A 19,577-nucleotide genomic window follows, 5' to 3' on the forward strand; every position below is an offset into this window, starting at 1 on the left:
GCCGGTTTTCTTCGTGCCGCGAATTACTTGATGAGGCTGAGGAATTCGCTGCGGGTGGCAGCGTTTTCGCGGAACTCTCCGAGCATCACCGAGGTGATCATCGTCGAATTCTGCTTTTCCACGCCGCGCATCATCATGCACATGTGCTTGGCCTCGATCACCACCGCAACGCCCAGGGCGCCGGTGACCTGCTGGACCGCATCGGCGATCTGGCGGCTGAGGTTTTCCTGGATCTGCAGGCGGCGGGCGTACATGTCGACGATGCGCGCGACCTTCGACAGGCCCAGGACCTTGCCGCTCGGGATGTAGGCGACGTGAGCCTTGCCGATGAACGGCAACAGGTGGTGTTCGCACAACGAGTACAACTCGATGTCCTTGACCAGCACCATTTCGCTGTTGTCGGAGCTGAACAGGGCACCGTTGGTGACCTCTTCCAGTGTCTGTTCATAGCCGCGGCAGAGGTACTGCATGGCTTTGGCGGCACGTTTTGGCGTGTCGAGCAGGCCTTCGCGGGAAACGTCCTCGCCGAGCTGGCCGAGGATCGCCGTGTAATTCTGTTCCAGGGACATGAAACTACCTGTGGGATTTTACGCAAAGGGCAAGGGTACGGTGACGGACACGACGCTGCAAGCGCGGCGCGTCAGCTTTACTCGTCGCGACCTTCCATCATGGTGCGTTTGAGCATCACATAAACGGCGCCGGCACCACCATGTTTCGCCTGGCACGAGGTGAAGCCGAGCACCTGTGGATGCTGGCGCAGCCAGGTGTTGACGTGGCTTTTGATCATCGGCCGCTTGCCGTCCAGGCGAACAGCCTTGCCATGGGTGACGCGCACGCAACGGATTTCGAATTTGGTGGCTTCGGCCAGGAACGCCCAGAGGGTTTCCCGGGCCTTTTCCACGCTCATGCCGTGCAGGTCGAGGCTGCCTTCGAACGGAATCTGTCCGATCTTGAGCTTGCGCATCTGGTTTTCCTGCACGCCGTCACGCGCCCACATCAACTCGTCTTCAGGGCCGACGTCGATGACGAACTGATCGGACAGCCCGTCGACGGTGGTGGATTCGGTGCGTACGGTCGCCGCTTGACGCAGCTTGGCAATCTGCGCGCGGTCAGCCTTGGGTTTGCCGGTTTCGGCGCGATCGTGCTTGATCGGTTTGACGCCTTGGATCGCGCTTTTGAACAGGGAAAAATCGTCGTCTTGCATGTCAGCCTCCGCGAAGGGCGGCCAGTTTACCCAACTCGAAGCGAATCGGGCGCGACAAAAACGCGCGCGGCGCTTGGCTCAGTCGTGTTTTTTCATCAGGTGCGGGGACATGGCCAGTTCCCGCGACTGCCGCGAGCGACGACGGCAACGGCGCCATAGCCAGACACCGAGGTACAGCACGAACAGGCCGATGGCCAGGATCACGGCAGCACCGGTGCGGCTGGTGTTCAATTCACCGAGGGCGGGTGCGTGGCCGAGCAGGCTGGCGATACCGGCCATGGCGAGCAACACGCCGCACATCGCCAGCAATGCCGCGAACGTCGCGCCGATTCGAAAACGCCAGTTGCTTTGGCCTTTGGGCCGCAAGCGGCGAGCGTCAAAACCATCGGATAACTTCATTCCGACCTTCCTCAATGGGTATCGGCCCTTCGACCGGGAGTTGACCGGGATGTTCCTGAGGCTAAGACAATTATGGCAAATGGGAGGTTTTTACGGATGAGCGGCGTTCCAGGCCGCTCATTGAGCGTCGATCAGATCAGTTCACGGGTCAGCGCGAGGGTGGCGAAGTTGTCGCCCATGATCGCCATTTCCGTCTGATGAACGTGTGCGGCACTGAGCACGCCACCCTTGTAAGGCAGGTCGCGGGTGGCGCAGGCGTCTTCCACCAGGGTGCAGCGGAAGCCCAGGTTCTTGGCGGCGCGCACCGTGGTGCTGACGCTGGAGTGGCTCATGAAGCCGCAGACGATCAGGTCAAGGGCGCCGAGGTCTTCCAGGCGTTTTGCCAGTTCGGTGCCGTGAAAGGCGCTTGGCAACAATTTGCCGATGACGGTTTCATCGCTCTGTGGCTCCAGGCCCGGAATGAACTCACCACCTACGCCCTGGGGGTTGAACAAGCCGCCGAGCGTACCGAGGTGGCGGACATGCACGATCGGCCGGCCGGAGGCGCGGGCAGCGGCGAGCAATTGCTTGATGTTCGCGACAGCTTCTTCCATGCCGCTCAGGGCCAGGGGACCGCTGAGGTATTCTTTCTGGGCATCGATGATGACCAGCGTGGCATGGCTCAGATTGGCCGCTGCATAACCGCGGCCGCTGAGTTGAAACATCGTTTTTGGAACAGACATTCTGGGGCTCCTTGGAGTGGGGCTTTTGCGCCATTGTCCTCTGGCTGAGCGGTTCTGTGAATCGCTACGATCGTAGGTGCCGTCGTTGCTGGCCTGTAGCCTTGTCAATAGTCACGTTTTGTTCAATAGCCTGACGAAAAAATGGATAACTCCTACATTTGAATCGGTAGTTTCCCGCGTCGTCGTGACGTCGTTTGACTGGTAGAATCGCCCGTCGATTTTTCTGGAGTTTGCCGTCGTGATCACTTCCCGCCTTCGCACCCTGCGTGACCATATCCGTTGGGCTGTCAGCCGCTTCCATGGGGAGGATCTGTTTTTCGGCCATGGCACTGACAACGCCTGGGACGAAGCCCGGCAATTGGTGTTGGGCGCACTGCACCTGCCGTGGGAAATCGCCGACAGCTACCTCGACTGCAATCTGGAAGAGGACGAAGTGGTTCACCTGCAGCTTTTGCTCAAGCGCCGCATCGAAGATCGGGTGCCTACCGCGTATCTGCTGGGCGAGGCCTGGTTCTGTGGCATGTCGTTCATCGTCGATGAGCGCGTTCTGATCCCGCGCTCACCGATAGGCGAGTTGATCGAAAACCGCTTTACCCCGTGGCTGGCTACCGAGCCTGCGCGGATTCTCGACCTGTGCACCGGTTCCGGTTGCATCGGCATCGCCTGCGCCTACGAGTTCCAGCATGCCGAGGTGGTGTTGGCGGACCTGTCGTTCGAAGCACTGGAAGTGGCCAATCAGAACATCGAGCGCCATGGTGTCGATGAGCGTGTGTACACGGTGCAGGGCGACGGTTTCGAGGGCTTGCCGGGTCAGCGTTTCGACCTGATCGTGTCGAACCCGCCCTACGTCGATGCGGAAGATTTCGCTGACATGCCGGACGAATACCAGCACGAACCGGAACTGGGCCTGGCCTGCGGTGATGACGGTTTGAACCTGGTGCGGCGCATGCTCGCCGAGGCGGCGGATCATCTGACCGAGAAGGGCTTGCTGATTGTCGAAGTGGGCAACAGCCAGGTGCACGTCGAGGCGTTGTACCCGGAAGTCGACTTCGCCTGGCTGGAGTTCGAGCGTGGCGGCCATGGTGTGTTCATGTTGAGCGCGCAGCAGTGCCGTGAGCATCAGGCGTTGTTTGCTTCTCGCGTCTGACCTTTGTAGGAGCGAGCTTGCTCGCGATGGACCTGAGGGCGATGTGTTTATCCAGAAAGCACGCGTTATCGTTAACGTCCATCGCGAGCAAGCTCGCTCCTACAAGAAATGACCGCACCGCCGATCAACGGTGCGTGGCAATCCAGATCAATAACCCCGCCTGAAACACCGCGAATGCCACCAGGCAGGTGATGGTGAATCGCAGCCCGGCGTCTTCGCGTTTGTATTTGCTGACTTTCTCTTCGTGTTTCTTGAGTTTGACTTCCTGCTCGGCGAGGTTCTGTTCGGCTTGCTGGAGCATCTGCGCCGCCTCGAGAATTTCCACGACCTGCAGTTTTTCGCTGTTCCAGTCGCCAGAGAGGTCGCCGACCTTGACGGCCTTGACGCTGCCTTTCAAATGCTGGGCATCGGCATACACCACGTCGAAACCGTGCACGCGCAAAAAGTGATCGCGGCGCAGGCGGGTGTCTTCGTTCAGTGCATCCTTGTTGTTCAGGTCAAAGCCGTCGACGGTGTAGGTCGGCCAGCGCTTCTTCGCCCAGTTGATGCCCTGGGCCGCCATGTAGCGGCCAATGCCACGGTTCAGCGGTTCAATCTGCAGTCCGCTTTGCGGTCCGAAATGCACGCGTTTTTCGGCGTGATCGACCCACACGTCCAGATGATTCTGTTCCTTGCGTACGCGTTGGCCGGGCAGGGTGATGCTCATGCGCATCAGGCTGCGTTCCTTGTCGTTGCGTTCGGCATAGCCTGATTCGACAAAGCGCAACGGGCGCCCGCCGGTGTTGCGGTCAGTCTGCAACGGCGCCAGACGGAGCATCTTGTGGTGCTCGACGTGGACGTCCGCCCAGGGCAGCTCGACCGCTGGCGGTGCGTCTTTTTCAGCGCTGGTGTCGGGTGAAGTCTGGGTGTCAGTCATAACGGCGAGATCCTGTCCAAGCTCAGCTTGTCGCCAGCCAATGTGCTGGCGACAAAGGCTTATCGGCCGTTTTTCCCAGGACTGGAGGGGTTAACTGGTGCGAAGTCCGTCAATAAACCCGAGGATTCGCGTGCCCAGTTCCGCCGCCAGGGGCAACTGCGGGTCTTTATAGGAGGCCAGTTGGCGTTTGACGTCGTTGGGCACGATGCGCATGACGTGGTTCATGCCCTCGATCAAGGCCAGTTCGGCGTCCGGTTTGGCCGCCTTGAGCAGTCTTGCGTCATTGACGCCGACCTGGATGTCGTTGCTGCCCTGGATGATCAGCGCCGGCATTTTCAGCTTCGCAAATGCCGCGGCCGGGTCCTGGCGGAACAGGGAAATCAGGTAAGGCTGCACGCTCGGGCGGAAAATCACCTGTAAGGGGGGCGGCACATTGTCGTCGGGTTTCCCGGCCTTGAGGCTGTCGAGCAGTTCATTGCTGCGCAGCATCAGCGGTGGCGGCAGGCGATTGCCCAGTTGCTCGCGAATGACCTGATCCACCGGTCTTGCGCTGCCGGAGACAGAAATCACCGCGTCGGCATCGATGTCCGGCGCAGCGAGGCTGGCGATCAAGGCGCCTTCGCTGTGCCCCAGCACGATCAGTTGGCCGAAACGCGGATCGGTCTTGAGCTTTCGGCCCCAGGCTTGGGCGTCGGCCACGTAGGCTTCCACCGTCAGGTTGCGTTCATCCGGGGTCGCCGCCAGGCTCGCGGCCACGCCGCGCTTGTCGTAACGCACGCTGGCGATGTTGTGTTTGGCCAGCACCCAGGCCAGGCGCTTGAGGCTGTCATTGCGCCCGCCATCGGTGTTGTTTCCGTCACGATCCGTAGGACCGGAGCCGGAAATGATCAGGACAACCGGCACCGGATTGTCGGATTTTGGCAGCAACAGCGAGCCGAAAAGCTCGCCGGTGCCGGTATCCAATGTGATCGGTCGTTGCAGGACAGTCGCCTGGGCGAAGCCGGAAATCAGGGTAAGGCTCAAGGCTAGAACTCGCAGCATCATCGCGCCATCATCAAGAAGATGCCGGTTGGACTCACGGGCACCCATAAGGTTCGAGGATGAACTACTTGGGTAGCCTGCGTATACTGGCGCGCATTACGTATTCAGGTTCATTTCACGGAGCGTCCTGCATGTCCGGCAATACCTACGGCAAGCTGTTCACTGTCACCACCGCGGGCGAAAGCCATGGCCCGGCGTTGGTCGCCATTGTCGATGGCTGCCCGCCGGGGCTGGAGATATCCCTGGAGGATCTGCAGCGTGACCTGGACCGCCGCAAGCCTGGCACCAGCCGCCACACCACCCAGCGCCAGGAAGCCGACGAAGTCGAAATCCTCTCCGGCGTGTTCGAAGGTCGCACCACCGGTTGCGCCATCGGCCTGTTGATCCGCAACACCGACCAGAAGTCCAAGGACTACTCGGCGATCAAGGACCTGTTCCGCCCGGCCCACGCCGACTACACCTACCACCACAAGTACGGCGAGCGCGACTACCGCGGCGGCGGTCGCAGCTCGGCCCGTGAAACCGCGATGCGCGTCGCGGCCGGTGCGATTGCGAAAAAATACCTGGCCAGCCAGGGCATCGTCATTCGCGGCTACATGAGCCAGCTCGGGCCGATTGAAATCCCGTTCAAGACCTGGGATTCGGTCGAGCAGAACGCCTTCTTCAGCCCGGACCCGGACAAGGTGCCGGAACTGGAAGCCTACATGGACCAGTTGCGTCGCGACCAGGATTCGGTCGGCGCGAAAATCACCGTGGTCGCCGAAGGTGTGATGCCGGGCCTGGGTGAGCCGATCTTCGACCGCCTCGACGCCGAACTGGCCCATGCGCTGATGAGCATCAACGCGGTCAAGGGGGTGGAAATCGGTGCCGGTTTCGCCAGCGTCGCCCAGCGTGGCACCGAGCATCGCGATGAAATGACTCCGGAAGGATTCCTCAGCAATAACGCAGGCGGCATTCTCGGCGGCATTTCCTCCGGTCAGCCCATTGTTGCGCACCTGGCGCTGAAGCCGACGTCGAGCATCACCACGCCGGGGCGTTCCATCGACATCCATGGCAACCCGGTGGAAGTGATCACCAAGGGCCGTCACGATCCGTGCGTGGGCATCCGCGCCACGCCGATTGCCGAGGCGATGATGGCCATCGTGCTGATGGATCACCTGCTGCGTCACCGCGGGCAGAACGCCGATGTGCGTGTGAGCACGCCGGTGCTGGGTCAGCTGTAAATGGCTGACTTCATGGTCGCAGCCGTCTGATGGCGACTGCGGCGCTCCCGTACTGGCGGCTCTCCAGTTTCTATCTGTTCTATTTCGCCTTGCTCGGTTCGACAGCGCCGTTTCTGGCGCTGTACTTCGATCACCTGGGGTTCAGCGCCGCGCGCATCGGCGAGCTGGTGGCGATCCCGATGCTGATGCGCTGCGTGGCGCCGAACATCTGGGGCTGGCTGGGCGACTACACCGGTCGGCGACTGGCCATCGTGCGCTTTGGTGCGGTATGCGCACTGCTGACCTTTTCGCTGATTTTCGTCAGCAAGACCTACGCCTGGCTGGCGATGGTCATGGCCTTGCATGCGTTCTTCTGGCACGCGGTGTTGCCGCAGTTCGAAGTCATCACCCTGGCGCATTTGCAGGGCCAGACCTCGCGCTACAGCCAGATTCGCCTGTGGGGCTCGATCGGTTTCATCATCACCGTGGTCGCGCTGGGCCGTTTGTTCGAATGGCTGAGCCTGGACATCTACCCGGCGGCGCTGGTGCTGATCCTGGCCGGCATCGTGGTCAGCAGTTTGTGGGTGCCTAACGCGCAACCGATTCAGGGTGAACGGTTGACCGGGGAGGGATTTCTCCAGCAACTGCGCAACCCCGGTGTGTTGGCGTTTTACGGCTGCGTGGCGCTGATGCAGATGAGCCACGGGCCGTATTACACGTTCCTGACCTTGCACCTTGAGCACCTGGGATACAGCCGGGGCGTGATCGGCATGCTTTGGGCGGTCGGCGTGGTCGCTGAAGTTTTGATGTTCTTGGCCATGAGCAAGATCCTCGCGCGGTTTTCCCTGCGCCGGGTACTGATGGCGAGTTTTCTGCTGGCTGCGCTGCGCTGGTTACTGCTCGGATCGTTGGCCGAATTTTTGTGGGTGCTGTTGTTCGCCCAGGTGTTGCACGCGGCGACGTTCGGCAGCTTTCACGCCGCTGCCATTTCATTCGTGCAACGTAGCTTCGGTGCGCGCCAGCAAGGCCAGGGCCAGGCGCTGTATGCCGCGTTGGCCGGCACCGGCGGTGCGTTGGGCGCGTTGTATTCAGGCTACAGCTGGAATGCCCTAGGCGCGGCATGGACATTTAGTATTGCCAGTCTCGCAGCCGTCGCGGCTGCCGTTATCATTGCCACACGTATGCAAGAGGACAGGCCATGAGCCTTACCCGTGAACAACTCGCCCAGGAAATCATCGACGCCGGGCGTTTTCTGTATGGCCGCGGCTGGTCGCCGGCCACCAGCAGCAATTACTCGACCCGCCTGTCGCCGACCGAAGCCTTGCTGACTGTCTCCGGCAAGCACAAGGGGCAACTGGGCATGGACGACGTGTTGGCCACTGACCTGTCGGGCAACAGCCTGGAACCGGGCAAGAAACCGTCCGCCGAAACCCTGCTGCACACCCAGCTCTACAGCTGGCGCCCGGAGATCGGTGCGGTGCTGCACACCCACTCGGTGAACGCCACCGTGCTGTCGCGCCTGACGCCGCAAGACTTCATCGAGTTCGAAGACTACGAACTGCAAAAGGCCTTCAGCGGTGTGACGACCCACGAATCCCGGGTGCGCGTGCCGATTTTCGACAACGACCAGGACATTGCGCGCCTGGCCGCCAAGGTGCAGCCTTGGCTGGACGCCCATCCCGATTGCGTCGGCTACCTGATCCGTGGCCATGGCCTGTACACCTGGGGCGCGCGCATGAGCGATGCCCTGCGGCAGATCGAGGCCTTTGAATTTTTGTTCGAGTGCGAGTTGAAGATGCGCTCGCTCTTTAAAGCATGAACCGTTAAGGAGTTGCCCAGATGAGCAGCCTGTCCGTCTATCACGTCTCCAGCCCTGAAATCCCCAACAAGGTGCTGACCCATTTCGAAGACATCGCCTCGACCCTGGCCGAGCAGGGCGTGCGTTTCGACCGCTGGCAAGCGGCGGCGAAGATCCAGCCGGGCGCCACTCAGGAAGAAGTGATCGCCGCCTACAAGGAGCAAATCGACCAGCTGATGACCGAGCGCGGTTACGTCACTGTCGACGTGATCAGCCTCAACAGCGATCACCCGCAAAAAGCCGAACTGCGTGCCAAGTTCCTCGACGAACATCGCCACGGCGAAGATGAAGTACGATTTTTCGTCGCCGGCCGTGGCCTGTTTACCCTGCACATCGACGATTACGTCTACGCGGTCCTGTGCGAGAAGAACGACCTGATCTCGGTGCCGGCCGGCACCAAGCACTGGTTCGACATGGGCGAACATCCGCATTTCGTCGCGATCCGTCTGTTCAACAACCCGGAAGGCTGGGTCGCCAACTTCACCGGCGAAGACATCGCCAACCAATTCCCGCGCCTGGAGGACTGAGTCGATGCCGATCAAAGCGATTCTCACCGACATCGAAGGCACCACCAGCGCGGTGAGTTTTGTGTTCGACGTGCTGTTCCCCTATGCCGCCAAACACTTGCCGGCGTTTGTCCGTCAGCACGCCGAACGCGCCGATGTGGCGGAGCAACTGGCTGCCGTGCGCCGCGACAGCAACGAACCGAATGCCGACGTCGAGCGGGTCATCGAGATCCTGTTGGGCTGGATCGCCAAAGACCGCAAGGCCACGCCGTTGAAAGCGTTGCAGGGAATGGTCTGGGAGCAGGGGTATCAGGCCGGGCAGTTGAAGGGGCACGTGTACCCGGACGCCGTTGAAGCGCTCAAGCGCTGGCATCAGGACGGCTTTCAACTGTTTGTTTACTCGTCCGGTTCGATCCAGGCCCAGCGGTTGATCTTCGGCTGCTCGGAGGCGGGGGATTTGACACCGTTGTTCAGTGGTTACTTCGACACCACTTCAGGACCCAAGCGCGAGGCGCAGTCCTACGCCAACATCACCCAGGCGATCAACCTTGAGGCGGGGCAGATTCTGTTTCTGTCGGACATCGTCGAAGAACTCGACGCGGCGCGCACGGCGGGGATGGCCACGTGCGGGCTGGCTCGCGAGGGTGGAGAGCTGGTAGGACACGTCACGGTCGACAGCTTTGCGCGGATCGATCCTGCTGCCTTCTAAGCACTACACAACTTGTAGGAGCGAGCCTGCTCGCGATAGCGGAGTGTCAGTCAACATCAATGCTGAATGACAGATCGCTATCGCGAGCAGGCTCGCTCCTACAGTGGTTTTTCCACAATGTTTTTTACAGCGAGTGATAAGTCGGCAGCGCAAACCGTTGCTGGCTCTGCAGCATGGAAATCTGCGGCAGTTCACTGGCTTGTTCGGCGAGGTCGCGGCGAATCGCACTGATGACCCACGTCAGTTGGTCGCCATTGTGCAATTGCTGGTAGGAAATCGAGCGCTTGAACACTTTGCCTTCGCCGCCGTTCAGGGTCAGCAGGATCCCACCGTCGGGACGGGCCTGGGTGGTGACTTCGAAGTTGGAGAACAGGGACGAAAATTTTTCCTGAATCAGGTTCATGTCTTTCAGCTCCGTTGGCTCTTGAATGGCAAGCATACGGAGAGGGTTGCAGTGATTGTGCCAGCCTTGGTTGTTTGTAAATAACCTTATAAAACAACTTGTTAGCATCTGTAGTGATTCTTTCTTTCGTGCATTCTGCATGAACGGCCATCGTGCATCCTGCATTTTGCGCGGTCGCTCGGCGCTTCGATGGAACCATTGCGTGTGCGGGGGTTCACGATTGGCCCTGTATCAATCGCAGATCAAGATCGTAGATCAAGATCGCGGATACAAAACATTTCAAAAACCGCGTGTACAGCTCAAGAACCGTTGACGTATTTTCGGGCTCAGTCATCGCAGCCCGACAATAAAAAGATCGAACGGGAGCATCATGAGTCGCACGTCGAACGACACGATTACCTGGAGCATGATGCTCCGCAAGCTGCCTTCCATCGCCAAGGCCATCCCTCGGGTGGTGAAGGGCATGAAGGCCGCCAACGTCAAGGACCCGACCCAAACGTGTGGTTTGGGCTGGAGTTTCGAGCAAGCCACGTTGCGTAACCCGGATGGCCCGGCGCTGTTGCAAGGCGACGTGACGCTCAGTTACTCCGAGGTCAACCAATGGGCCAATCGCATCGCCCATCACCTGATCGGCCAAGGCATCGGCAAGGGTGATGTGGTGGCGGTCTTCATCGAGAACCGTCCGGAACTGCTGGTGACGATTCTTGCGGTGGCCAAGGTCGGCGCGATCAGTGCGCTGCTCAATACCTCGCAGACCCGCGATACCCTGGTGCACAGTGTGAATCTGGTGGCGCCGGTGGCGATCATTGTCGGTGAGGAGTTGGTCCCGGCATACCTGGCGGTGCGTGATCGGGTGTCGATCAAGGCTGACCGAACCTGGTTCGTCGCCGATCAGGACACCTCTCGCCAACCGGGTATCGCGCCTGAAGGTTTCATCAACCTGATGACCGCCAGTCTCGACGATGCCAGCGACAACCCGGTCAGCAGCCGGCAGGTTTTCTTTGACGATCCCTGTTTTTATATCTACACCTCGGGCACCACGGGGCTGCCCAAGGCTGGCGTGTTCAAGCACGGACGCTGGATGCGCAGCTCGGCGAGCTTCGGCATGATCGCCCTGGACATGCGCCCCGACGATGTCGTCTATTGCACCTTGCCGCTGTACCACGCCACGGGCCTTTGCGTGTGCTGGGGGTCGGCCGTCAGTGGTGCCAGCGGGTTCGCCATCCGCCGCAAATTCAGCGCCAGTCAGTTCTGGAACGACGCGCGCAAGTACCGGGCGACCACCATCGGTTATGTCGGCGAACTGTGCCGCTACCTGGTCGATCAACCGCCCAGCGCCGACGACAGCCGGCACGATGTGAAGAAAATGATCGGCAACGGCTTGCGTCCCGGTGCCTGGAACGAGTTCAAGACGCGCTTTGTGGTGAATCACATCTGCGAGCTGTACGCCGCCAGCGACGGCAATATCGGTTTCACCAACATTCTCAATTTCGACAACACCATCGGTTTTTCCCTGATGTCCTGGGAGCTGGTCGCGTACGACCATGACAGCGGCGCGCCGATTCGTCAGGCCAATGGCCTGATGCGCAAGGTCGCCAAGGGCGAGCAGGGGTTGTTGCTGGCAAAAATCGACGACAAGGCACCGCTGGACGGCTACACCGATCCGCAGAAAACCGCCAAGGTCGTGCTTGAGGATGTGTTCGAAAAGGGTGACCGCTACTTCAACACCGGCGACCTGTTGCGCAACATCGGCTTTGGGCATGCGCAGTTTGTCGACCGCCTGGGCGACACCTACCGCTGGAAGGGCGAAAACGTCTCGACCACGGAGGTCGAAAACATCCTCCTGCAACACCCGCTTATTTCCGAAGCCGTGGCCTATGGCGTGGAAATCCGCAACACCAATGGCCGGGCCGGGATGGCGGCGATCACACCTGCCGAATCCCTGGCAACCCTGGACTTCAGTGAGCTACTGGCCTTCGCCCGCGAGCAAATGCCGGCCTATGCGGTGCCGTTGTTCCTGCGGGTGAAAGTGAAAATGGAAACCACCGGGACTTTCAAATATCAGAAGACTCGACTCAAGGACGAGGCCTTCGACCCGGGTAAAACCGGCGATGACCCGATCTATGCCTGGTTGCCAGGGACGCAGACTTACGTGCAGGTCACTGAGCAGTTGTTGTCCGACATTCACTGCGGCAAGTACCGCTATTGAATCTGGCTATGGCGGCCCATGAGAAAAAACAAGTGACAGTGCCGGGGGCGCTCGGGAAACTGTCGGCTTTTACGAATGACAGAAAAGGGAGTGCCCAATGTCAGACAAAAGCCGCCAGATGACCCCCGAAGAAGCCGCCGAATTCACCGAACAGGTATTCAACAAGGCACGGGAGGGCGATGCGGCGATGATGGCCGCGCTGCTGACCAAGGGTTTGCCGCCGAACCTGCGTAACCACAAGGGCGATACCTTGCTGATGCTGGCCGCGTATCACGGTCATGTGGACACGGTAAAAGTCCTGCTGGAGCACAAAGCCGATCCGGAAATCCGCAACGACAACGGCCAGAGCCCGATTGCCGGCGCCGCCTTCAAGGGCGACCTGGCGGTGATCAAGGCCTTGGTCGACGGCGGCGCCCAGGTTGAAGGCTCGTCCTTCGATGGCCGCACGGCGCTGATGATGGCAGCGATGTTCAACCGCGTCGAAGTGGTCGACTACCTGGTAAGCAAGGGCGCCGACCCGAAAGCCAAGGACGCCAATGGCATCACCGCGCTGGAGGCTGCTAAAACCATGGGTGCTTCCGATACCGTTGCTCAGTTGCAGAAACTGGTTGGCTGATTGCTTTAAAAGATCGCAGCCTTCGGCAGCTCCTACAGGTGTACACCACTCAATGTAGGAGCTGCCGAAGGCTGCGATCTTTTTTGGGCATTCGAATCTATCCTTGCGGTATCCTTCGCGCCCTCAAAATTCACCTCGCTACAGGATCCTCCCCATGAAAGCCGCACTCGTCGAACTCATCAGCAAAATCAGCTCCGGGTGCATGGGCGAAGACGAAATTCTCAAGGTCGCGGACGAGGCGGCCCAGGCCTACGCCGATCCCGAGGCTTTCCTGACCGCCAATCCGGACATCAACTACGACGAAACCTTCCCGATCCCGCTGGGTGAGTGGGTGGTGGTCGGCAGCCTGCCGGAAACGGTGCTGTTCCAGGCTGACACCTGCATGGACCTGTTCGCGCAGATCGTCGCGTCGTTCGGCCCAGGCGTGGAGTTCAATCTCAAGCCCAAGCAACTGGCCAAGACCGAAGCCCTGACCGCGCTCAATCGCATCCAGGTGCAGATGAGCAGCATGAATAAGGAAAACGGTGGCTACACGCTGATGAATTTCAGCCAGTTGCTCGATGACGAACTGCAGGTGGTCCTGGTCTACGGCAATGACCTGCCACGGGTGCTGGAATTGTGCGCCGAAGTCGGCATCGCAGCCGCGCCATCCCTGGAAGCCCTGAAAGTGGCGATCCACGTCTGATAGCAAAATACTGTCAATAAAAGGGAACCCTTGCGACGACCGTCTATCCTGAGGGGGCATATCACTCTTTGGGAGCGTCACCATGGGTTCCACGTTCAACAGCCTGGTTGCCTTGATCATTTTTGTCCTGGACATCTGGGCCATCATCAACGTGTTCAAAAGTAGCGCCGAGACCGGGATGAAAATCCTCTGGGTGTTGTTGATCGCGCTGTTGCCGGTGCTGGGACTGATCATCTGGGCCATCGCCGGGCCGCGGGGCAACGTCAAACTCTGAGCGTCGACACTGAACCTGTGGGAGCGAGCCTGCTCGCGAAGAACGATGACGCGGAGCCACTGAAACACCGCATCGCCTGCTTCGCGAGCAGGCTCGCTCCCACAATGTTCTGCGGGTACTTCGATGACGAAGGTTCGACCTGTCATGTTCCGCGACGTAGAATGCGCGCCTTTCCCGGTCAATCGAGACGCTCGATTGGCCATCATGGGCGGGTAACCGTCCGTTGCCACCCGCATTCATCGGAGCACTTCCCATGAGCAATACCCCGACCAGCGACTACCTGGAAACCCTCTACGAAGGCTACGGCCAGCGTTTTCGCATGGAAAAACTGCTGCACGAAGTGCGCACCGAGCACCAGCACCTGGTGATCTTCGAAAACCCGCGCATGGGCCGGGTGATGGCGCTGGACGGCGTGATCCAGACCACCGAAGCCGACGAGTTCATCTACCACGAAATGCTCACCCACGTGCCGATCCTGGCGCACGGTGCTGCCAAGCGCGTGCTGATCATCGGCGGCGGTGATGGCGGCATGTTGCGTGAAGTGGCCAAGCACCGCAGTGTCGAGCACATCACCATGGTCGAGATCGACGGCACCGTGGTCGACATGTGCAAGGAATTCCTGCCGAACCACTCCAAGGGTGCATTCGATGATCCACGCCTGAACCTGGTGATCGACGACGGCATGCGTTTCGTCGCCACCACCACTGAAAAGTTCGACGTGATCATTTCCGATTCCACCGACCCGATCGGGCCGGGCGAAGTGCTGTTCTCGGAAAACTTCTACCAGGCCTGCCACCGTTGCCTGAACGAAGGCGGCATCCTGGTGACGCAGAACGGCACGCCGTTCATGCAGATCGAAGAAGTGAAGACCACCGCCGGTCGCCTGCGCAGCCTGTTCCCGGACTGGCACTTCTACCAGGCCGCCGTGCCGACCTACATCGGTGGCTCGATGACCTTCGCCTGGGGCGCCACCAATACCGCTTATCGCAAGTTGTCCCGCGAAACCCTGCAACAGCGCTTCACGGGCAGCGGCATCATCACCCGCTACTACAATCCTGAAATCCACATCGGCGCCTTCGCCTTGCCTCAGTATGTGTTGCAGGCGATAAACAAGCCAAGTAACGACTGATCTTTCTGTCTACGCACCAATCCTGTGGGAGCGGCGGTGCGGCGATCCGACTTGCTCGCGAAAGCGGTGTATCAGTCAACAATTCTGTCAACTGACATACCCTCTTCGCGAGCAAGTCGGAACAATTAGCCAGCTAACAAGGTCGAGATAGAGATAAGCCCATCCATGGGTTTTATCGAGGAGGCACCAATGCAAAAGTGGAAAGTCACTTTCGTGGATGATCATGGCGAAACCATCGACGAAGTCTTTGAGTGCACCGAGCGCCCGGACTACGAGCGTGCCGCCAAGCTCATCAAGGCCCGGCTTCTTCCTGTCGCTGCCGAACTGGATCTGAACGATCTGGAAGGGCGGACCACTGATGCGTGCGTCAAAGAGCTCAAGTCCCAGAACAGCATTCAAATCCTCGGCATTACTCCAATCTGAGCAACACCTCTCGCATTCACATCCAGGCCTTGGCAGAGGCTCTATCTTGAGGCTACTCTGCAGGCGAGATCAGCGAATGAATCGCTAAGGTCTGGTCTTGTCAGCTCCATGCTTGTTTCCCGCCGGCACATCGGTTGCCGTCGCTCGCGCTGTTCGGTTGCGGGTGAGGGAGTACGGAAAGTCTATCCATCGTTTTGAGGAGGACGTTTCATGAGCACAGCCTATCAAGAAGACATCAGCAGCAGTGTGCTGCGCCGCATGAAAGAAGGCGGTTTTGACTTTTCGCGGTTTCATCCCATCGAGTTCTACGCCATTTTCCCGGACGAGGAGCGGGCACGCAGGGCGGCAGGTCATTTCCACCGTGGTGAATCCCTGAATGCGCAAATCAGTGTGCGCGACGACGGCGCCTGGGCGCTGGAGCTGTGCAAGGTCATGTATGCCACCTACGACGACATCGGCGACTTCGAACAAGGTTTCGAAGCAGTGGTTGAGCCGTTGGGCGGCATCATCGAAGGCTGGGGTGTGAAGCAGGAGGTACGAGGGCGACTCGCATAACCTTATGAACAGTGACAACCAGCAATGACGGCTGACCTTCGGGTTGGCCGTTTTCATTTTCGCCGACAGGACATTGAACACGACCCCGTAGGAGCTGCGGTGCGGCGATCCGACTTGCCAGCGAAGGCGTCCCCGAAGAGCGACGCATGACTCATGGGCCCCTTCGCCAGCAAGCTGGCTCCTACAGACTATGCTGGTGATAGGCGATCACAGCGCCTTGCAATGAAGCGGGGGCAATCAGGTTGGGGCATTTGTCGCACAGGATTGGTGCGTTGCGTGCGTCTTGATTATCCAACCGATTGAAATCTAAGCGTTTATGCCGATGGCACGGGCCTTGCGAAGGTCTGGACGTCCGAGTGACAAGGAGTACGGCATGATCCGCACCTATTTTGATGAGATGTACGATGCCGGCGGCCAGGTCCGCCCGCATTATCGGGAGTTTGCCCGTTGGCTGGCCGAGACGCCTGACGAGCTTTTGGCACAACGGCGACGCGAGGCCGATCTGCTGTTTCATCGCGCCGGGATTACTTTCACGCTCTACGGTGATGAGCAAGGGACAGAGCGCCTGATTCCCTTCGACACCATCCCCCGCAGTATCCCCGCCAGCGAATGGCGGATTGTCGAGCGCGGCTGCATCCAGCGGGTCAAGGCGTTGAACATGTTCCTCGCCGACCTTTACCACGAGCAGCGCATCATCAAGGCCGGCATCATTCCGGCCGAGCAGGTGCTGGCCAACGAGCAGTACCAGTTGGCAATGCAGGGCCTGGATCTGCACCGCGATATCTATTCGCACATCTCCGGCGTCGACCTGGTGCGCGACGGCGACGGCACGTATTACGTGCTCGAAGACAATCTGCGTACACCGAGCGGTGTCAGCTACATGCTCGAAGACCGCAAGATGATGATGCGCCTGTTCCCCGAGCTGTTCGCGGCGCAACGCATCGCCCCCATCGACCACTACCCGAACCTGTTGCTCGATACCCTGAAAAGCTCAAGCCCCATCGATAACCCGAGCGTGGTGGTGCTGACGCCGGGGCGCTTCAACAGTGCGTTCTTCGAACATGCGTTCCTGGCGCGGGAAATGGGTGTGGAGCTGGTGGAGGGCGCGGACCTGTTCGTGCGTGACGACAAGGTCTACATGCGTACCACCGACGGGCCGAAAGCGGTCGACGTGATTTATCGTCGCCTCGACGACGCCTTCCTCGATCCCCTGGCCTTCAACCCGGAATCGATGCTCGGTGTGCCGGGGCTGCTGTCGTCCTACCGTTCCGGCAACGTGGTGCTGGCCAATGCCATCGGCACGGGGGTGGCGGACGACAAGTCGGTGTACCCGTTCGTTACCGACATGATCCGTTTCTACCTCGATGAAGAACCGATCCTGAAGAACGTTCCTACGTGGCAATGTCGTAATCCCTCTGAGCTTTCCCACGTGTTGGCCAATCTTCCAGAACTGGTGGTCAAGGAAACCCAAGGCTCCGGCGGGTACGGAATGCTGGTGGGGCCGGCAGCGACGGCGGCGGAAATCGAAGCCTTCCGCGCGCGGATCATCGCCAAGCCCCATGCGTATATCGCGCAACCGACGTTGTCGCTGTCGACCTGTCCGACCTTTGTCGAAAACGGTATTGCACCACGCCACATCGACTTGCGGCCGTTTGTCCTGTCGGGCCGTGAAACCCGGGTCGTGCCCGGCGGCTTGACCCGCGTCGCCCTGCGCGAAGGCTCCCTGGTGGTCAATTCCTCCCAGGGCGGCGGAACCAAGGACACCTGGGTGGTCGAGGATTAAAGGAAGCCTGTCATGTTAAGTAGAACTGCCTCGGATTTGTATTGGATGTCGCGTTACCTGGAGCGGGCGGAAAACCTCGCACGGATGCTCGACATCAGTTATTCGCTGTCGCTGATGCCGCAGGACGGTCGTGGCGATGGTTTGCACGAACTGGCCATGCCGCTGCTGATCACCGGCACCCTTGACGATTACCTGGAGCGCCATGGCGAACTGCATGCCGAACGGCTGCTGCATTTTTTCGCCCTGGATGCGGCCAACCCGGCGAGCATCTACAGCTGCCTCGGTGCCGCACGGGCCAGCGCCCATGCGGTGCGTGGGCGCATCACCGCCGACATGTGGGAAAACATCAACGCCACCTGGCTGGAAATTCGCGGCATCGCCGAACAGGGCCTCAGTCGCTACGGCATGAGCCGTTTCTGCGAGTGGATCAAGGAACGTTCCCACCTGTTCCGGGGCGCGTCCTACGGCACCATCATGCGTAACGATGCGTTTCGTTTCATTCGTCTGGGGACCTTTATCGAACGGGCGGACAACACCTTGCGCCTGCTCGATGCCCGCTACGAAATGGCCGGCGATCAGGCCGAAGCGGTCAGCGATGGCACCGCCCATGCGTATTACCAATGGAGCGCGTTGTTGCGGGCGTTGTCGTCGTTCGAGGCCTACACGGAAATCTACCGCGACGCCCCCGGCGCCCGGCATGTCGCCGAATTGCTGTTGCTGCGGGTCGATGTACCGCGATCCCTGCGCGCCTGCACCGAAGAAATCGACCTGATCCTCGCGCAATTGCCGGGGGCCAATGGTCGTCCCGCACAACGCCTGGCGGCAGAAATGGACGCACGCCTGCGCTACACCGGCATCCATGAAATTCTCGAAGAAGGCCTGCACGCCTGGCTGACCGAGTTCATCCCGCTGGTGCGCCAGTTGGGTAACGCGATTCACAGTTCTTATCTGGAGGCCGCATGAGACTTTCCATTAGCCACGAGACCACCTATCACTACGAAGACAAGGTGCGGGCGAGCATCCAGTATCTGCGCCTGACTCCCCACGACAGCGAGCGCCAGCACGTGCTTAGCTGGCAGCTCGACTTGCCGCGTCCGGTGCGGGCGCAGCTCGATCCGTTCGGCAACATCCTGCATGTGCTGACCATGGACGAGCCCCATGAAGCGATCATTATCGGCGCCCGTGGCCAGGTCGATATCGACGAATGGCGTGAGGCCGAACACGAGAGCCAGTCGGCACTGCCGTTTCTGCGCTTCACCCGTTTGACCGAAGCCGACGCCGCCCTGCGTGCGTTCGCCGAGAAGGAGTGCAAGCAACGCCGCGATCGCACGGCGTTGATCGATCTGATGCATGGCCTCAACCAGCATATGACCTACACGCCGGGTTCCACGGAAGTGGACACCAGCGCGGCCCAGGCCTTTGCCGGACGCTCCGGCGTGTGTCAGGACCACACCCACGCGTTTCTCGCCTGCACCCGCAGCCTGGGCATTCCCGCGCGTTATGTGTCGGGCTATCTGTACAGCGAAAACAGCGAACACCTGGCCAGCCACGCCTGGGCCGAAGCCTGGCTGGATGACGCCTGGTACAGCTTCGACGTGACCAATGAACTGGCCCGGCCGGAACGCCATCTGAAACTGGCGGTGGGCCTGGATTACCTGGATGCCTGCCCGGTGCGCGGGATGCGCCGGGGCGGTGGGTGTGAGCAGATGCACGCCAAGGTGCTGGTTTCACCGACGCCAGCGCCGGTGATTTCGGTTCAACAGCAGTAACTGGATACCCCGCAGAACCTTTGTGGG

The 19,577-nt window shown here is 60.1% G+C and carries 23 protein-coding genes; 16 read left to right on the top strand and 7 right to left on the bottom strand.

What is annotated here, in order from left to right; all coding sequences use genetic code 11:
- Positions 1–23: 23 nt before the first annotated feature.
- The 4 genes from folE to AC3IT9_RS08570 all read right to left on the bottom strand — a co-directional run bounded on the left by folE (position 24) and on the right by AC3IT9_RS08570 (position 2,325).
- Positions 24–569: a GTP cyclohydrolase I FolE gene (folE, locus tag AC3IT9_RS08555; protein ID WP_007988130.1), complete on the bottom strand. Its 546-nt coding sequence runs from the start codon at positions 567–569 to the stop codon at positions 24–26.
- A gap of 77 nt (positions 570–646) precedes the next feature.
- Complete coding sequence (locus AC3IT9_RS08560) at positions 647–1,204, bottom strand: Smr/MutS family protein (RefSeq protein ID WP_489272669.1); 558 nt, start codon at positions 1,202–1,204, stop codon at positions 647–649.
- A gap of 78 nt (positions 1,205–1,282) precedes the next feature.
- Positions 1,283–1,603, bottom strand: coding sequence for a hypothetical protein (locus AC3IT9_RS08565; protein WP_150724598.1), 321 nt, complete (start codon positions 1,601–1,603; stop codon positions 1,283–1,285).
- A 131-nt stretch (positions 1,604–1,734) separates the two neighbouring features.
- Entirely contained in the window at positions 1,735–2,325 is a 591-nt protein-coding gene (locus AC3IT9_RS08570) for a cysteine hydrolase family protein (protein ID WP_489272670.1), read from the bottom strand.
- A gap of 238 nt (positions 2,326–2,563) precedes the next feature.
- On the opposite strand from AC3IT9_RS08570, the gene prmB reads away from it, so the two are divergent.
- Positions 2,564–3,472, top strand: coding sequence for a 50S ribosomal protein L3 N(5)-glutamine methyltransferase (prmB, locus tag AC3IT9_RS08575; RefSeq protein ID WP_150724600.1), 909 nt, complete (start codon positions 2,564–2,566; stop codon positions 3,470–3,472).
- A 124-nt stretch (positions 3,473–3,596) separates the two neighbouring features.
- Here prmB and AC3IT9_RS08580 read toward each other — a convergent pair whose 3' ends face one another.
- Together AC3IT9_RS08580 and AC3IT9_RS08585 are read right to left on the bottom strand one after the other, a co-directional pair.
- A complete protein-coding gene (locus AC3IT9_RS08580) occupies positions 3,597–4,388 on the bottom strand; it encodes a hypothetical protein (RefSeq protein WP_150724601.1) in 792 nt (263 codons plus the stop codon).
- Positions 4,389–4,478: 90 nt separating this feature from the next.
- Positions 4,479–5,477 (bottom strand): alpha/beta hydrolase, encoded by a 999-nt coding sequence (locus AC3IT9_RS08585; RefSeq protein WP_150753335.1) that lies wholly within the window; start codon positions 5,475–5,477, stop codon positions 4,479–4,481.
- Positions 5,478–5,560: 83 nt separating this feature from the next.
- On the opposite strand from AC3IT9_RS08585, the gene aroC reads away from it, so the two are divergent.
- From aroC to mtnC, 5 genes are read left to right on the top strand one after another with little or no spacing between them, the layout of a single operon-like run.
- Entirely contained in the window at positions 5,561–6,652 is a 1,092-nt protein-coding gene (gene aroC, locus AC3IT9_RS08590; protein WP_057715749.1) for a chorismate synthase, read from the top strand.
- Positions 6,653–6,681: 29 nt separating this feature from the next.
- On the top strand, positions 6,682–7,833 hold the full coding sequence (locus AC3IT9_RS08595; protein WP_489272671.1) for an MFS transporter: 1,152 nt from the start codon (positions 6,682–6,684) through the stop codon (positions 7,831–7,833).
- Positions 7,830–8,450, top strand: coding sequence for a methylthioribulose 1-phosphate dehydratase (locus AC3IT9_RS08600; RefSeq protein ID WP_150724604.1), 621 nt, complete (start codon positions 7,830–7,832; stop codon positions 8,448–8,450). The genes AC3IT9_RS08595 and AC3IT9_RS08600 overlap by 4 nt, the downstream gene beginning before the upstream one ends.
- 20 nt (positions 8,451–8,470) lie before the next feature.
- The gene (locus AC3IT9_RS08605; protein WP_150724605.1) at positions 8,471–9,016 is read left to right on the top strand and encodes a 1,2-dihydroxy-3-keto-5-methylthiopentene dioxygenase; all 546 of its coding nucleotides are present in this window, start codon (positions 8,471–8,473) and stop codon (positions 9,014–9,016) included.
- A 4-nt stretch (positions 9,017–9,020) separates the two neighbouring features.
- Complete coding sequence (mtnC, locus tag AC3IT9_RS08610) at positions 9,021–9,704, top strand: acireductone synthase (protein ID WP_489272672.1); 684 nt, start codon at positions 9,021–9,023, stop codon at positions 9,702–9,704.
- Positions 9,705–9,828: 124 nt separating this feature from the next.
- Here the strand turns inward: mtnC and AC3IT9_RS08615 are convergent, their stop codons facing one another.
- The gene (locus AC3IT9_RS08615) at positions 9,829–10,107 is read right to left on the bottom strand and encodes a DUF3509 domain-containing protein (protein ID WP_150724607.1); all 279 of its coding nucleotides are present in this window, start codon (positions 10,105–10,107) and stop codon (positions 9,829–9,831) included.
- A gap of 370 nt (positions 10,108–10,477) precedes the next feature.
- Between AC3IT9_RS08615 and AC3IT9_RS08620 the strand changes: the two genes are divergently transcribed.
- The 10 genes from AC3IT9_RS08620 to AC3IT9_RS08665 all read left to right on the top strand — a co-directional run bounded on the left by AC3IT9_RS08620 (position 10,478) and on the right by AC3IT9_RS08665 (position 19,550).
- Positions 10,478–12,316 carry a long-chain-acyl-CoA synthetase gene (locus AC3IT9_RS08620; protein WP_489272673.1) on the top strand — a complete coding sequence of 613 codons (1,839 nt, stop codon included), beginning with the start codon at positions 10,478–10,480 and terminating at the stop codon, positions 12,314–12,316.
- 97 nt (positions 12,317–12,413) lie between these two features.
- A complete protein-coding gene (locus AC3IT9_RS08625) occupies positions 12,414–12,932 on the top strand; it encodes an ankyrin repeat domain-containing protein (RefSeq protein ID WP_489272674.1) in 519 nt (172 codons plus the stop codon).
- Positions 12,933–13,086: 154 nt separating this feature from the next.
- The gene (locus tag AC3IT9_RS08630; RefSeq protein ID WP_489272675.1) at positions 13,087–13,617 is read left to right on the top strand and encodes a hypothetical protein; all 531 of its coding nucleotides are present in this window, start codon (positions 13,087–13,089) and stop codon (positions 13,615–13,617) included.
- An 82-nt stretch (positions 13,618–13,699) separates the two neighbouring features.
- Positions 13,700–13,891 (top strand): PLD nuclease N-terminal domain-containing protein, encoded by a 192-nt coding sequence (locus tag AC3IT9_RS08635; protein WP_046042941.1) that lies wholly within the window; start codon positions 13,700–13,702, stop codon positions 13,889–13,891.
- A gap of 253 nt (positions 13,892–14,144) precedes the next feature.
- Positions 14,145–15,020, top strand: coding sequence for a polyamine aminopropyltransferase (gene speE, locus AC3IT9_RS08640; RefSeq protein WP_489272677.1), 876 nt, complete (start codon positions 14,145–14,147; stop codon positions 15,018–15,020).
- A gap of 189 nt (positions 15,021–15,209) precedes the next feature.
- Positions 15,210–15,443 (top strand): hypothetical protein, encoded by a 234-nt coding sequence (locus AC3IT9_RS08645; protein WP_150724612.1) that lies wholly within the window; start codon positions 15,210–15,212, stop codon positions 15,441–15,443.
- 210 nt (positions 15,444–15,653) lie between these two features.
- Positions 15,654–15,998 (top strand): ribonuclease E inhibitor RraB, encoded by a 345-nt coding sequence (locus AC3IT9_RS08650; RefSeq protein WP_150724613.1) that lies wholly within the window; start codon positions 15,654–15,656, stop codon positions 15,996–15,998.
- Between the two features lie 373 nt (positions 15,999–16,371).
- Entirely contained in the window at positions 16,372–17,781 is a 1,410-nt protein-coding gene (locus AC3IT9_RS08655; RefSeq protein WP_007988088.1) for a circularly permuted type 2 ATP-grasp protein, read from the top strand.
- Positions 17,782–17,793: 12 nt separating this feature from the next.
- Positions 17,794–18,744, top strand: coding sequence for an alpha-E domain-containing protein (locus AC3IT9_RS08660; protein WP_489272680.1), 951 nt, complete (start codon positions 17,794–17,796; stop codon positions 18,742–18,744).
- Complete coding sequence (locus AC3IT9_RS08665) at positions 18,741–19,550, top strand: transglutaminase family protein (protein ID WP_150758897.1); 810 nt, start codon at positions 18,741–18,743, stop codon at positions 19,548–19,550. The genes AC3IT9_RS08660 and AC3IT9_RS08665 overlap by 4 nt, the downstream gene beginning before the upstream one ends.
- Positions 19,551–19,577 lie beyond the last annotated feature (27 nt).

It is taken from the genome of Pseudomonas sp. KH_046_1, assembly GCF_057839025.1.